The organism is Psychrobacter sp. DAB_AL32B (genome assembly GCF_002224105.1).
In the GTDB taxonomy this organism is placed as follows: domain Bacteria; phylum Pseudomonadota; class Gammaproteobacteria; order Pseudomonadales; family Moraxellaceae; genus Psychrobacter.
This window is the reverse complement of record NZ_NEXU01000001.1, coordinates 1-14,402: the sequence shown is the minus strand read 5'-3', so window position 1 is coordinate 14,402 and position 14,402 is coordinate 1. Positions and strand designations below refer to the sequence as shown.

Below are 14,402 nucleotides of genomic sequence, written 5' to 3'. Positions count from 1 at the left end.
GAAAACTTACGGGCCGCCAATACCCCTGCCCCAGCAAGAGCCGCGACCACGCCAAGCGCGCGAAGCTTGGTAAATTGCTCTATCCGAAGTACGATTGCTGCAAGATAAGTAAGGAGCGGCGGCAAGGAGATAATTAAAGCAACAAAACCTGCACCGACATGCGGAATCGCTGAGAAAAATATTAAGTTGGAAGCTGCAATACTTACCAATGCTGCAATCGAATAATACCTGAGAATAGGCTTATTTAAAGGTGGTAACTCGTGACGTAGAAGCGCATAAGTGAACAAAATGAATGCAGCACCCGTGATCGACCAAAAGAGAAATGCCAGTGGCGTCAAACCAATCTCGCCTGCATATTTTGCTAAATTGGTAGAAATGCCGATTAAGGCGCCGCCTGCCAATAAACAAAGCAAAGGAATAATCCATGCTTTCTTACTGCCAAAAACCTCTTGCTGTGCTGACGCACTCATAGCTTATCCTACTTTTAAAACCGTCTTATTATGATAAATAAGCTAAATTACTGCTCACGCCAATGTAACCACAAACGCGTATCCAGCTCCAACTGATGATAGTCCGGTTCCATATGACAGCACAGCTGATAAAAAGCCTTGTTATGCTCTTGCTCTTTAAAATGTGCCAACTCATGCACGACAATCATACGCAAAAACTCAGGCGGCGCTTCTTTGAACAAGCTTGCCACCGTGATGCTATTATGCGATTTGAGTTTACTGCCTTGCACGCGAGACTGATAAGTATGAATACCCAGTGCATGTTTGAGCACGGTAAGCTTACTATTATAAGTCACTTGGGTCAGCGAGTTACTTTTACGCATATACTGACTTTTTATATCATTGATATACTGGTATAGCGCTTTGTCGCTTTGTACCTGGTGTTTATCTGGATAATTTTTATTCAAATAATCGCCTAATCTGCCACTACTAATGAGCATGGCGGCTTGGCTTTGAATTTGCTCAGAATAATGAGCAATATATTTTAATGTGGTCACTTTTTTATCCTTAATATCTTACCTTTTACATTGTACGTTATTAATATTTTTTTGCTCTGATAGATAATGCCCGTTCTATTATGCAGCGATGGTTTTTATTTTCAAATAAACGATATAGTCGATACACTCTCAAAAGGATAGCAGTAGCAGGTGATTATCGGCATATTAATTTTATTTTGTATTGTCTGTCTCTGGCATTGCTGGCGCATTTCATAAAACCATGCAATAGGATACCGACTTTCAACGCCATAACCGCTGATTTTGGATGGATTACGACTATATTTATAATTAATCTCATAATAAGGTTGACAGCCTGTAGCTACTTGGCTAAAATGTGCCCCACATAACGCAAACAAGACAAGCAATTGTGCTTATTAAAGCCTTTGTAAAACTTGTCGTTATGACCATCTATTCTCCAATAGCTCAGTTGGTAGAGCAACGGACTGTTAATCCGTGTGTCCCTGGTTCGAGCCCAGGTTGGAGAGCCATATACTAAAAACCTTCATCATTCATTTGATGGAGGTTTTTTTATGGTTGACGTTTTTGGCTTTTACTGTTGCACGATTAATATGGTTATTAATGCGGCTACGGTGTCCTTTTAGCTACTTTTGTTGTATGGTAAAGGCAGATGTAACCAAGTCGGCTTTGCTTGAGTGCTTTATCCCTACTCACTAATAGTAATGGTTTATTATGATACCTGTACGTATAAAAAATAAGTTTTCTGATCATCCGCAAAAAATCATGCGCCCTGTCAGCATTCGCCTATCTGAAGAGATGATTGAGCTTTTAACAGCAACTGCATCAGAGCTCGGCTTTAAGCGTATTCAAGGTTTGATTCGACTGTATATTCGTCAAGGTCTCGATCGCGATCATCAAGATTATACGCTCGCACATGATGAGGTTTTTATTGAGACATTGCGCAAAAAAGGTGTGAGCCAACGCATTATTGATGAGGCCATTGTCGTCACCCATAATAACAATATCACCCATCCATTGTCTGAGCTACAAGACAATAAGTAGCTTTTAAACGTTTAAGCAATCAATGCTGTCAATATTAATAAAGACTAAGTTAGCCTAACGGCGCTTGGTCTTTTTTTGCAACCCGCAATAATATCTTGGACTTGATTCACTTGCGAAACCCGCTGCTCTTTTTTAAAAAAATTCATTTGTCACTATCCTAAGTGATTCTACTTCAAAACTTCTTACCTCACAAAGCCGCATCTCAAAAACCTAAGATTATATTTATCGATAAATAAACATACACAACCCTTAGACGCGATAGATTAAGATAGCAGACATTACTATCTATACAGGTTTACAAGGAGGTATCAGATGATTGGTTTATATAAACGTTTAAATAAAGCTATGTTCTTGACGCTAACTTTAGCGATGCTGCCTGTCATCAATGGCTGCTCACAGCCGCAAACTGACCCCACTAAGCAGACCATACCGACCAACTCTGATCAATGGCAACAGAAACTGGGAGCTACTTTTGAGCGTTTACCTGAAGGTGATAGGCAGCTTTTAAGCCGCTATATGCTGCGTATGAAACTCAGCGGTGCTTATGAATCAGGTGCTATGCCGCGTATCACCATTAAGCAAGCCTTGGTACAACAGCGTGAATATGAGCGCCTACATCCAAACAACCCAACGGGTAAAAAAAGCCCGATTGTGACCAGTCAACAAGCTGAAAGTGCTAATGTCCAAAATTATCCAATCGCCCTACTGCCGGTCAAAACCAGCGATAGCGATAGCTTAAGCCAAGTGAAGCTCCACTTTATGCTTTCAAATCATGGCAAAGTGGCTATCGAAAGCTTCAAAGGCACACTGACCATGAAAGAAAAGCGGCTGACCAAAAGTAAAAGCTTTAATGTACCATTGACGCAGTTCGATCCACCAATCGCACCAGAACAATCTGGTAAAGTAATAATCGACAGTAGTATTGAAGATATCAATGTCATGCGTGCCATTAAAAACAATACAGGGTTAAGTATCGTTATTAGTGAAGGTAAGCTGATTTTAGTAGATGGACAGGAAATTGAGTTTGATGAGTCGTTAATAAAATAAGAGGTATGATTCAGATAATTTATAAAAAGCATCATAAAAAAAGCCCCAATCATTGCTGATTGGGGCTTTTCGAATTTGGCGGAGACGGAGAGATTCGAACTCTCGAAGGGCTATGAACCCTTGTCGGTTTTCAAGACCGGTGCATTCAACCGCTCTGCCACGTCTCCATTTGTGCATCATTATAGCGATCTGAAATGAGAATGCAAGCAGTTATATAAAAAAAGTTAAATTAATTTATTAATGGCTTTTAATTTCTTGTCTAAGACTTGCTTGAGGCAAGATGTAAGCACATATCTAGCATGCGATTAGCGTAGCCCCATTCATTGTCATACCAAGCAAAAACCTTATGTTGCTCACCTACTTGCATCAGCTGTTGACCATCAATGATGAGCGATTCAGTCTGATGAATAAAATCACTTGAAACCAATGGCTCATCGGTATAGGCCATAATATTTATCAAACTACCCTCACTGGCAGTTTTTAGTGCGTCTCTAATAGCCTCAATACTAACGTTTGGCGTATCGAACACGAAAGTCACATCAATGGCCGCCACATCAATGGTTGGCACGCGGATAGAGTGACCATTTATCTTACCTACCATATTCGGTAGCACGCGCTCCGTAGCAGCGATACTGCTTGAAGTTGTTGGAATAACATTATAACCGGAGGCTCGCGCACGCCTTAGATCACGGTGCGCTTGATCAAGTACGGTTTGATCGGCAGTCACTGCATGAATCTCGGTCATCATCGCGGACTTGACACCAAACGCCTTCTCAAGGGTATCAATCAGCGGTACCAATGCTTGCGTGGTACAAGAAACGCTCGATATAATGGGCAAATCACGCGTCAATGTGTCGCTATTAACGCCCATCACGATACAAGCATCGACATGGTCAAAGGGAGCCGCACCGATAATTACTTGTTTAGCACCCGCCTCTATGTGCAAACTTGCCTGCTCGTATGAGCGATAATTCCCAGTACACTCAAGCACCACATCGACCTGCAAATCTTTCCATGGCAGTGTTGTCGGGTTTTCTCTTGATAATAAACGGATGCAGTAAGTGAGACTGTTTTTGGTCAAGCACAGCTGAATGTCGTTTTCTGCCCCCGGACAAGGTTTTTGCTGACGATCGGTAATACCATCTTGTACGATATCAGCAGTAACGCCCAATCGACTCAAGCGTCCATGTGTACTATCAAACCTGAGTAGATGCAATAACGTCTCAGCCGGCGCCAAATCATTAATCGCCACCACATGAATGGCACGTCCTAGCACCTCAAAGCGTTCTAGTAGCGCGCGCAGCACATTGCGACCAATACGACCAAAGCCATTGATAGCCACTCGTAAAGGCTGAGACTGGTCACTGGTCGTATGAAACCCTGCTGTAGCAGGGTTAGATGTCAAACGGTAAGTAGCACTAGAAAAATCAGGCATAACAAATTATCGCTATAAGATATAAAAAAGAATTGAGCGCTGCAAGTTCAACGCTAAAATGGAGTACAACCAATAGAATACTAACGGAACTTAAGACTTCTTATACAAATGATTTGTTAAATGCTATGGCGTAATAAAAATCAGTGCCAAGCGAATCGTATTATAGTCAATACTCTGCTTTAGATGATCATATATCGGACGCAGCTTAATATTGCCATCATCATTAAAATCGTTTGGATTATTAGCGACTTTAATCGCTACATAGGCATTGCCAACCGCCGTCATCACCTCGTCCTCTGGACGCAGATGATCACAAGCCAAGCTTGGATCTTGAGATTTTAAGTCACCAATATGGCGCATAATCGTTGACTGTGAAAGCTGCCGTGCTTGAGAAATTTCCGCAATAGACAAACTTTCCTCTAATAACAGCCGCGTCGCTAATAATGTACTGTCAGATTTATCAGAAACTTGGTTGCCCAATTTCTGTTTTTTATCTATTTGAGCTTGCTGCTGTTCGCGGCGCTTTTTTTGTAGGTTAGCGTAGGCATCAATTATTGACTTGCTTAATGTACCGCCTGATTTAAGAATGAATTTCTCATGTGATTGCGTCATGCTCTCTTCATCAAGCATCGCATAATTTGCATCCGCTTCATCAGACAGCGCTAAAAAGCGCTTATCCGCACCGCGCGCTAGTGGATCAAGCTGCAAGCTCATGTCATTCATACCGAGCAGCTGCAAACCTGCCAGCGACTTTAGCCGTGATAATGCAACATAGCCTTGCCCAAGCTCAAAGGTACGTGACAAATCAATCTCTGCAGCTTCAAGCGTCATACCTTGTGATTTATGAATGGTAATTGCCCAAGCCAGACATAATGGCACTTGTTCATAGCTCGCCAGCACTTCACCCGTTTCATCTTCGATGATCCACTCTTCAGGCTCAGCAATGACCTCGCGTCCTGAATTGAGCCTAACCACTGGCATTTTTTGCGTCGTTGGCTGTTTAGCTTTTGGCTTCTCTTTATCTTTTTTGGCTTTTTCTTTTGCGCTTTTATTATCTTTAACTGTATCAGTACTGTCATCATCCTCTGCTATCAAGGCATCACTATTGTCTTTACTGTCATCAACTTTGACGGCAGCAAAACCAATCAACTCACCCATGGTGCCGTTGGACACGCCAAGTTCGGTATTGTTTTTAATAAACATCACCTTTGAGCCAACTTTGAGAGTCAAGTCATCTTGAGTACGTACGGTCTTTTTTAGTGTCTCAACCAGCTTACTGTCACCAACAGACGTGGCTTCAAAGCGCATCATCTCACCAGATAACGCCGCCAACTCTTTATCATTAATTTTATTAACGTTGAGATTATGCGTATATAGCCGTGTGCGTTTGATATCAACATCTTGATCGTAAGTAGCTTCTAGAGCAGCTATCGCTTCAAAGGTCACTTCTTGACGGCGGATTTGATTCAGAATATCGTCCAAATCAAGCCCGCCATTGGCCGCTTCGCTCACTTGACGATGTTGCTCCGATAAATAGCAAATATGAAACTTGGCATCGAGCCAAGCTTCCGACATAAAGGCAAACTTTTCACGATTGCTCTCGCCCTTACTGCCAATCGGTGGTAACTGAAAAAAGTCCCCTGCCACCACTACTTGGATACCACCAAAGGCTTTATCATTCTTACGCACATGCTTAAGTACTTGGCTGACCAGATTAATCTGCTTGGCATGCAGCATCGATATCTCATCGATGATAAGTACTGCCGTATCTTTTAATCGGTCCGCTAAAAACTGCTTACGTGATAAATTGCTCAAATCACGGTCAGACAGCTCATCTTTGATACCGATACCTGACCAGCTATGAATGGTGGTGCCGTTCATATGCGTCGCGGCGATTCCGGTACTGGCGGTGACGGCAACAGGCACACGGCGTGCGCGCAGGTAATCAATATATTGGTTGAGAGTATAAGTCTTACCTGAACCTGCTGAGCCAGTCAAAAATACATTTTGACCTGTTTTTAAGATATCAAGAGCAGAAGATTGACGCATATATCCAAACCAACCAATAGTATAAGAAAAGAAAGCTGCCATGATTAAAGGGTTAACCATAACGAGCTAAAAGTATTTGACCACAATTATAGCAGCTACATCTGTTTTGCAAACCACTTTAACCACAACAGCTCACATAACTTTAAGTTATGTGATACAAAATATATCATTATAAAAAGTCATTATCACTCTGCCTTAAAGCTCAGTACGATAGAGTAGTAGCTTGGTCAGGACGACCAGACATTTATTATTAAGTCATTTATTCTTAAATAGCCATAATACACAACAAGGAGTCGTTAATGTTATACGCCTATCCCAATACTGAAAACAGTCCCGTCCAATTCCGCAAAAAATATGATAACTTTATCAATGGTGAGTGGGTTGCGCCAATCGATGGTGAGTACTTTGATAACTCGAGTCCAATCGACGGTAAAGTATTCTGTCAAGTTGCGCGCTCTAAAGCTGCTGATATCGAAGCAGCGCTAGATGCCGCTCATGCCGCCAAAGACGCTTGGGGCAAAACCAGTGTCGCCGAACGCTCCAAGATGTTGCTCAAACTTGCCGATGGTATCGAAGCCAATTTAGAGGCAATCGCTATCGCCGAGAGTTATGAAAACGGTAAACCCGTACGTGAAACCCTTGCCGCTGATATTCCAATCGCAATCGACCATTTGCGTTACTTCGCTGGCGTTATCCGCGCCCAAGAAGGCGGTATCAGCCAAATTGATGAAGATACGGTTGCCTATCATTTCCATGAGCCTCTAGGTGTCGTCGGTCAAATCATTCCTTGGAACTTCCCTATTTTAATGGCGATCTGGAAAATTGCCCCTGCTCTTGCAGCGGGTAACTGTGTCGTCCTCAAGCCTGCCGAGCAAACCCCTGCTTCTATTTTGTACATGCTTGACTTAATAGGCACCGCGGACATTCTACCGAAAGGCGTACTTAACGTCGTTAACGGCTTCGGTGTTGAAGCCGGTAAGCCAATCGCTTCCAACCCTCGTATCGATAAAGTTTCCTTTACTGGTGAGACCACCACTGGCCGCTTAATTATGCAATACGCCAGTGAAAATATCATTCCAGTAACGCTAGAGCTTGGTGGGAAGAGTCCAAACATTTTCTTTGCCGACATCATGGATGAAGACGATGACTTCTTAGATAAAGCGGTTGAAGGCTTGGTTATGTTTGCGCTGAACCAAGGTGAAGTCTGTACTTGCCCGTCACGCGCCCTCGTTCATGAAAGCATCTATGACGAATTTATGAAACGCTGTATCGCCCGCGTTAAAGCCATTAAAATGGGCAACCCGCTCGATACCGATACTATGATTGGTGCTCAGGCCAGCTCAGATCAGCTAGAAAAAATTCTTTCTTATCTTGATATCGGTAAAAAAGAAGGCGCAAAAGTCCTTGTGGGCGGTGAACTCGCCAAACATGATGGCGACATGGCAAACGGTTACTATGTACAGCCAACCATCTTTGAAGGCACGAATGATATGCGTGTATTCCAAGAAGAAATCTTTGGTCCTGTGCTTGCCGTCACTACTTTTAAAGACGATGAAGAAGCAATGGCTATCGCCAATGACACCTTGTATGGTCTTGGTGCTGGCGTATGGACACGTAACGGCACTCGCGCTTATCGTTTCGGTCGTGGCATTAAAGCCGGTCGCGTTTGGACCAACTGCTATCACCTTTATCCTGCCCATTCAGCATTTGGCGGTTATAAACAATCGGGTATTGGTCGCGAAAACCATCTAATGATGCTTGATCATTATCAGCAAACCAAAAACATGCTGGTCTCTTATAGTCCTAAAGCGATGGGGTTCTTTTAAACCTCTCTTTCAAAGTACTTTATGGCAAAACTATAAAGTGCTCAATTGGTGTTTGCATAGCGTTATAACTTAAGCAACAGTAATGAGGAAAAAGTAAAATGAGTGATAAAATGAAAGCGGCCGTTTTACATGAGTTCGGACAACCATTACAGATTGAAGAAGTAGATATTCCGACACCAGGTGCTGGTGAAATTGTGGTCAAGATGCAAGCATCAGGCGTTTGTCATACTGACTTACATGCCATTGAAGGAGACTGGCCAGTAAAACCTAGCCCACCATTTATTCCTGGACATGAAGGCGTAGGCTTGATAACCGCTGTTGGCGAAGGCGTTACTCACGTCAAAGAAGGCGACCGCGTCGGGGTTCCTTGGCTGTACTCTGCCTGTGGCCACTGCACGCATTGTCTAGGCGGTTGGGAAACCTTATGCGAGAAGCAGCAAAATTCTGGCTATTCGATTAACGGTAGTTTTGCAGAATATGTTCTAGCCAATGCAAACTATGTCGGCATTATCCCTGAAAGCGTTGACTCTGTTGAGATTGCACCCGTTTTATGTGCAGGTGTCACTGTCTATAAAGGTCTTAAAATGACCGACACCAAGCCAGGCGATTGGGTCGTCATTTCCGGTATCGGCGGACTAGGTCATATGGCAGTTCAATATGCCATCGCGATGGGTCTCAATGTGGCTGCGGTCGATATTGATGATGATAAACTTGCATTTGCTAAAAAGCTGGGCGCAAAAGTCACTGTTAATGCAAAAAACACTGACCCTGCTGAGTATCTACAAAAAGAAATCGGCGGTGCTCATGGTGCACTAGTGACAGCAGTATCGGCAAAAGCTTTTGATCAAGCGCTTGGCATGTTACGACGCGGCGGTACTTTGGTTTGTAATGGTCTACCAACCGGTGAGTTCCCAGTATCAATTTTTGATACTGTTTTGAACGGGATTACTATTCGTGGCTCGATCGTTGGTACTCGTCTCGACTTACAAGAGTCGCTAGATATGGCGGCGGCAGGCAAGGTAAAAGCCACAGTTGCCGCTGAACCACTTGAGAATATCAATGATATCTTTGAGCGTATGCGTAATGGTAAAATCGAAGGTCGCATCGTCATTGACTATAGCATGTAGTTTTTTCTTATGACCTTGGCTTAAGCCAACATTGTCTTAGACCACACTAAGTACAAACCATAAGTCGTATCGTTTTCACTCACATGTTATAAATGATGTGAATGAAAATTATACGGCTTTTTCTATTCTTATTTAGTGTAGTCGTAAGCTATTCTAATTATTTTAAGTGAAAAACCTTCTACAGCTATATTTTAATGATAAGGAAATCATTATGAAAGTCACTGCGACAGAATCCTGTAAAGAGCTGATCGAACTCTTAAAATCCAAGCATGGCAAGTTGATGTTTCATCTATCAGGTGGTTGCTGTGATGGCAGCTCGCCGATGTGTTATCCATTAGGCGAGTTTAAAGTGGGCGGTCAAGACGTGCTCATTGGTGAGCTCGCTGGCTGTCCGTTTTATATGGGCAAGCCGCAGTATAAGCTATGGCAACATACCGATTTAATCATCGATGTAGTCAATGGACGCGGTGCAAGCTTTTCGCTAGAAATACCCGAAGGTAAACGCTTTATGGTACGCTCAGAAGTTTGTGCGGTATAACGTCATATTAAATAACGACAAACGTAAACCTAGCTTCGCCGCACTGTTCTGCTATATTATGTTTTGATAAAGACACGCTCTAGTCATTTTTATTTTGTTATTTCAGCAAAATAATAGATACTGTAGAGCGTAACCTATTTTAACAAGCGCGTTTTAATAAGCATGGATGCTACAAGGAATATAAAATGGAATTTGAAGCAAGTTTTGATTACGTCATCGTTGGCGGTGGTTCTGCAGGTTGTGTGCTTGCCAGCCGCCTTACAGAAAACCCAGATATCAGCGTTTGTTTATTAGAATACGGTGGCGACGGTAAAGATCTTGCTATTCGTGTACCTGCCGGACTGATTTTGATGGTACCGGGAAAACCGCTTAAATTAAACAATTGGTGTTTTCATACCACGCCGCAAACGCATCTTAATAACCGCCGCGGCTTTCAACCACGTGGGCAATGCTTAGGCGGCTCATCCGCCATTAACGCGATGATTTATACGCGCGGCAGTGCGCTAGACTATGAACACTGGGTTGAACAAGGCTGTAGCGGTTGGGGGTTTGACGATGTGCTACCCTATTTTATCAAATCAGAAAACAATATCCATGGTGGCGATGACCTGCATGGCGATAGCGGACCCCTGCATGTCAGTGATTTACTCAGTCCACGCGACATCTCAAAAGCATTTGTCGAAGCGGCCGTTGCCAATGGTCTTGACCGTAATGAGGATTTTAATGGCAAAAAGCAAGATGGTGCAGGCTTGTATCAAGTCACGCACTTTCATGGTGAAAAACAAGGTCAACGCTGCTCGGCCGCTGCCGCTTACCTGCATCCGGTACAAAGCCGACCCAATCTAACCGTTATTACCCATGCGCAAGCTAACCGCGTTATCATTGAAAACAAACAAGCAACTGGTGTCGTCTATGAAAAAGATGGCGTTGAACATACCATTATGGCACGTCATGAAGTAATATTATCAGGCGGTGCTTTTGGCTCGCCTAAAGTCCTAATGTTATCAGGTATTGGACCTGCTGAGCATTTGCAGTCTCACGGCATCGATGTGGTGGTAGATGCGCCCGAAGTTGGAGGTAATCTACAAGATCATCTGGACGTCGTATTTGATTACGAGGTGAATACCACCGATGTCATCGGGGTCGGCATGGCGACTATTCCAACCCTAACCAAAAGCATTCGACAGTGGAGAAAGGATGGTACAGGCCTCTTGTCTACCAACTATGCGGAAGCGGGCGCATTCTATAGCGTCGGTGATGATCCAAAAGAATGGCCAAATACTCAGCTACACTTTGTCATCTCTCGTGTCATTAATCATGGTCGTGATATCAAACGCGGCTTCGCTGTTTCTTGTCACACCTGTTACCTGCGCCCTGAAAGTCGCGGTACGGTCAGGCTTGACTCTGCCAATCCCTCTGACGCCGTATTGATAGATCCAAACTATCTTTCTGACCCCAAAGATGTAGAGTATATGGTAGCAGGCGCGGAGCGTGCGCGAGCAATCATGCAAGAATCGCCAATGGCCAAATATATTACCGAAGACTACCCTGCTCCTTATATCGAAAAAGACGGCATGCTGGGTTATATTCGTAATAGATCAGATACTATCTATCATCCTGTCGGAACTTGCCGTATGGGTTCAGATAACGATTCAGTGGTCGATTTAGAATTAAAGGTGCGAGGCGTCAGTGGATTACGAGTGATTGATGCGTCAATAATGCCGACATTAATCAGTGCCAATACCAATGCACCGACGATCATGATTGCCGAAAAAATAGCAGACCTTATCAAGGCAAACCACATGAATAAAGAGCCAGTGTCTGCTTAAAATACGTTGCTTCCAAGATTAAGATTGCTTACATTGTTAAAATGCGCGGTTAATGAAAAAAGACTCAGTTAATATAGCTGAACATGGTGATTTAGTGTTAATCGATGTTCATCACACCGCGACATTTTGGAAATTGACGACAACCATAAAAGCGCTGACCGTGGCGCTGACCTTTTTTCGTGACACGTTTTACCATCTCACCGCTACATTTTGGGCAAGCAGGTGTCTCAGGCGATACAGCGGGATTATCAACCTGCTTAATGACAGAGTGTTCAGTAATTTTAGGCTCAGGTTCTAAAACAGCGAACGGTGTGAGAAAAATCATATCCTCATTGGTCAGCTGAATGTTGGCAAGATTAGTAGAATTGATAGGCTGATCATGGCTAGCCGAAGCAATCGGTGCATCAACGTGCTCAACCGCCGTTTGACCAGACCATCGAAATACTTCTCTACTTTTAACAATTTCTGTGTTTGTTGGCTCAGGTGTAGGCTTAGTAACTGACTTATTACTTGAATTAATATTTGGGTTCTTATTTGAATGGCTATGCTTGTCTTTTAAATAGGTTTTATGCTGCCTATTGGTTTTCCAAGATTTGTTAAATCTATTGCTTTCAATCTGCTCAACGATAGCCTCGACTGCTTCGTCGGTTAATAACTTATCTTGTTTTTTCTTCACATAAGATGCTATGCCGCTCGTCAATACGTGCTCAGGTAACTCATCACGAGTCTTAAGCTCACACTCACCAATGAAAGCAATCATCGAATGGAAGTAGTTTAACTCCAGCTCTAGCAAATCTGCTAGCGTCTTAATATGTAAATAATTCTGATGTAATGGGTTTTGGAATTTATACTTGCGACCCATAATAACTTGCGTCCACTGCCTCTGTTTTTCGTTCCCAAATATCCAGCCTTTATAGTTTTTAGTTTCAATCACAAAAATACCATACACGGAGACGATGACATGATCAATCTGGGTACTACCGCCATTAGCTAATGGTAAGGTAATATTGTTTAGGCGATGATAGACATCTTTTTCAAGCTTTAGCCACATGGCAACATTGATAACTGTTTCGCCTAAAACGCCTTTGAAGCTGGACATAAGGGACATGATTTCTTCCAATTTACAGGAGATAAAAACACCTATTCTAAGTGGTAAATAACTATTGATGCTTACTTATTTAATGGCTTATAACTTTAATAATACATTGCAACAGCCTAGTTGTAGTACGCTATCGAATTATTACTAATCACATAAACCACTAAAAATTGCATAGATTAGCGCAAAGCCTCATAAAGTATCTCAATTAAAAAGTATCTCAATTAAAAAGTATCTTTAGTAAAATTATCTTAAGTAACGATAATTTTTATATTACCCTCTGGATTATACCTATGAATACACGTGTCACTTCTTTGCTGAAAATTACACTAAGTACCTGTCTATTAGTATCATTACCAGCAATGGCGCTGGCCGCGACCATTCCACAAAAATGGAAACTGGATGTACCAAAAACCAATGTGGACTTTGAGGTTAAGTATTTGGGTAAGGCTACTACCGATGGTAAGTTTAATAAAGTGAACGGCGCTATTAATTATGATGTAAAAAACCCAACAAGTACGACTATTAATTTTACCGTTTATACCGACAGTATTGACACTGATCGCGGTTTTAGAGATTCATTTTTACGTCGAAAAGAGCTTCTTAATACTCAGAAATACCCTACGATGACTTTTGTTTCAAAAAAAGTGAGTATGATTAACCCTAAAGAAGCGAATGTGACCGGTGACTTTACTGTTTTGGGTCAAACCAAACCATTAACCGTTAGAGTAAAACTATCAGACGTCGAAAATGATCCTGTTACCTCTAAACCTACCTTAAAATTTCGCGCTACGGGTTTGGTAGATCGTTATAGCTATGGTGTCACGGCTTTTCCAAAAATGATTAGTAATATCATCCCGCTTGAGATATCAGGAAAACTTATTGCTGCTAATTAAACTCCGAAAGGCTTAAAAGAACCAAAAAAAAGAGTTACTATCTATTATATTAACTCTTTTTTTGTTCAAAACTTAATCTTTTGGGCGTAGGCTACACCTTGCGCAACGATATGGCAGTTAAGTCTAGATTTTGGTGTGCTGGGCGCATATTATGAAAGCTATAGAATCCAGTTATGAATTTTTAGCTTTTTAGCATCTAATTATGTTAGATTGCTAAAAAAATTAAGAATGAAAATCAGGACTTATTAAATGATTATTATAGAATATCTTATTTTTAACGATAAGAAAGAAAGCCTGTGTTCTGATGTAAGATCCTTTGAGCACCTTATCCAAACTGACTCTGACATAGTGTTAAATAACGGTAGTATTACTTACGAAATTGATTTTAGTGTTAAATATCAACTTGATATTAATAAAATATCAAATACTGAAGATATTTGCTTTCATCTTACCATTACTACAGCATCTATCGAAGATATTGAAGTATTAACTAAATTACTTAGAGCAATCAGAAAAAGGTTTTTTATTATTAC

The 14,402-nt window shown here is 42.0% G+C and carries 13 protein-coding genes and 2 tRNA genes; 9 read left to right on the top strand and 6 right to left on the bottom strand.

Going from position 1 to position 14,402, the window contains the following annotated elements; genetic code table 11:
- A partial coding sequence (locus CAN34_RS00075) for an EamA family transporter (protein ID WP_165767586.1) occupies positions 1-470 on the bottom strand: 470 nt, incomplete at its 3' end.
- Positions 471-517: 47 nt separating this feature from the next.
- Positions 518-1,006 (bottom strand): M48 family metallopeptidase, encoded by a 489-nt coding sequence (locus tag CAN34_RS00070; RefSeq protein WP_089553915.1) that lies wholly within the window; start codon positions 1,004-1,006, stop codon positions 518-520.
- A 412-nt stretch (positions 1,007-1,418) separates the two neighbouring features.
- On the opposite strand from CAN34_RS00070, the gene CAN34_RS00065 reads away from it, so the two are divergent.
- The 3 genes from CAN34_RS00065 to CAN34_RS00055 all read left to right on the top strand — a co-directional run bounded on the left by CAN34_RS00065 (position 1,419) and on the right by CAN34_RS00055 (position 3,073).
- A tRNA-Asn gene (locus CAN34_RS00065) sits at positions 1,419-1,494 on the top strand.
- 202 nt (positions 1,495-1,696) lie between these two features.
- Entirely contained in the window at positions 1,697-2,026 is a 330-nt protein-coding gene (locus CAN34_RS00060; RefSeq protein ID WP_079692326.1) for a CopG family transcriptional regulator, read from the top strand.
- 312 nt (positions 2,027-2,338) lie between these two features.
- Positions 2,339-3,073 (top strand): hypothetical protein, encoded by a 735-nt coding sequence (locus CAN34_RS00055; RefSeq protein ID WP_254423024.1) that lies wholly within the window; start codon positions 2,339-2,341, stop codon positions 3,071-3,073.
- Between the two features lie 76 nt (positions 3,074-3,149).
- Here CAN34_RS00055 and CAN34_RS00050 read toward each other — a convergent pair.
- The 3 genes from CAN34_RS00050 to CAN34_RS00040 form a co-directional block, all read right to left on the bottom strand.
- A tRNA-Ser gene (locus tag CAN34_RS00050) sits at positions 3,150-3,240 on the bottom strand.
- Between the two features lie 92 nt (positions 3,241-3,332).
- Positions 3,333-4,508 (bottom strand): type I glyceraldehyde-3-phosphate dehydrogenase, encoded by a 1,176-nt coding sequence (locus CAN34_RS00045; protein WP_089553914.1) that lies wholly within the window; start codon positions 4,506-4,508, stop codon positions 3,333-3,335.
- Between the two features lie 123 nt (positions 4,509-4,631).
- Positions 4,632-6,557, bottom strand: a complete 1,926-nt coding sequence (locus CAN34_RS00040) for an AAA family ATPase (protein WP_089553916.1) — start codon at positions 6,555-6,557, stop codon at positions 4,632-4,634.
- Positions 6,558-6,856: 299 nt separating this feature from the next.
- On the opposite strand from CAN34_RS00040, the gene CAN34_RS00035 reads away from it, so the two are divergent.
- The 4 genes from CAN34_RS00035 (at position 6,857) to CAN34_RS00020 (ending at position 11,877) form a co-directional block, all read left to right on the top strand.
- The gene (locus CAN34_RS00035) at positions 6,857-8,383 is read left to right on the top strand and encodes an aldehyde dehydrogenase family protein (RefSeq protein WP_089553913.1); all 1,527 of its coding nucleotides are present in this window, start codon (positions 6,857-6,859) and stop codon (positions 8,381-8,383) included.
- A 98-nt stretch (positions 8,384-8,481) separates the two neighbouring features.
- Positions 8,482-9,510, top strand: a complete 1,029-nt coding sequence (gene adhP / locus CAN34_RS00030; RefSeq protein WP_079692330.1) for an alcohol dehydrogenase AdhP — start codon at positions 8,482-8,484, stop codon at positions 9,508-9,510.
- A 211-nt stretch (positions 9,511-9,721) separates the two neighbouring features.
- Entirely contained in the window at positions 9,722-10,048 is a 327-nt protein-coding gene (locus tag CAN34_RS00025) for a DUF779 domain-containing protein (RefSeq protein WP_089553912.1), read from the top strand.
- Between the two features lie 185 nt (positions 10,049-10,233).
- The gene (locus CAN34_RS00020) at positions 10,234-11,877 is read left to right on the top strand and encodes a GMC family oxidoreductase (RefSeq protein ID WP_089553911.1); all 1,644 of its coding nucleotides are present in this window, start codon (positions 10,234-10,236) and stop codon (positions 11,875-11,877) included.
- 97 nt (positions 11,878-11,974) lie between these two features.
- Here CAN34_RS00020 and CAN34_RS00015 read toward each other — a convergent pair whose 3' ends face one another.
- Positions 11,975-12,985 (bottom strand): NERD domain-containing protein, encoded by a 1,011-nt coding sequence (locus tag CAN34_RS00015; RefSeq protein ID WP_089553910.1) that lies wholly within the window; start codon positions 12,983-12,985, stop codon positions 11,975-11,977.
- Between the two features lie 281 nt (positions 12,986-13,266).
- Between CAN34_RS00015 and CAN34_RS00010 the strand changes: the two genes are divergently transcribed.
- Together CAN34_RS00010 and CAN34_RS14360 are read left to right on the top strand one after the other, a co-directional pair.
- A complete protein-coding gene (locus tag CAN34_RS00010; protein WP_089553909.1) occupies positions 13,267-13,869 on the top strand; it encodes a YceI family protein in 603 nt (200 codons plus the stop codon).
- 249 nt (positions 13,870-14,118) lie between these two features.
- Positions 14,119-14,402, top strand: a 284-nt coding sequence (locus CAN34_RS14360; RefSeq protein ID WP_217320597.1) for a hypothetical protein, incomplete at its 3' end; no start/stop codon positions are given.

Excerpts from the sequence above, each read along its gene's own strand:
- adhP (WP_079692330.1), top strand. The coding sequence starts at position 8,482 with ATGAGTGATAAAATGAAAGCGGCCGTTTTACATGAGTTCGGACAACCA.
- CAN34_RS00060 (WP_079692326.1), top strand. The coding sequence starts at position 1,697 with ATGATACCTGTACGTATAAAAAATAAGTTTTCTGATCATCCGCAAAAA.
- CAN34_RS00040 (WP_089553916.1), bottom strand. The coding sequence starts at position 6,557 with ATGCGTCAATCTTCTGCTCTTGATATCTTAAAAACAGGTCAAAATGTA.
- CAN34_RS00020 (WP_089553911.1), top strand. The coding sequence starts at position 10,234 with ATGGAATTTGAAGCAAGTTTTGATTACGTCATCGTTGGCGGTGGTTCT.
- CAN34_RS00025 (WP_089553912.1), top strand. The coding sequence starts at position 9,722 with ATGAAAGTCACTGCGACAGAATCCTGTAAAGAGCTGATCGAACTCTTA.
- CAN34_RS00035 (WP_089553913.1), top strand. The coding sequence starts at position 6,857 with ATGTTATACGCCTATCCCAATACTGAAAACAGTCCCGTCCAATTCCGC.
- CAN34_RS00055 (WP_254423024.1), top strand. The coding sequence starts at position 2,339 with ATGATTGGTTTATATAAACGTTTAAATAAAGCTATGTTCTTGACGCTA.
- CAN34_RS00015 (WP_089553910.1), bottom strand. The coding sequence starts at position 12,985 with ATGTCCCTTATGTCCAGCTTCAAAGGCGTTTTAGGCGAAACAGTTATC.
- CAN34_RS00045 (WP_089553914.1), bottom strand. The coding sequence starts at position 4,508 with ATGCCTGATTTTTCTAGTGCTACTTACCGTTTGACATCTAACCCTGCT.
- CAN34_RS00010 (WP_089553909.1), top strand. The coding sequence starts at position 13,267 with ATGAATACACGTGTCACTTCTTTGCTGAAAATTACACTAAGTACCTGT.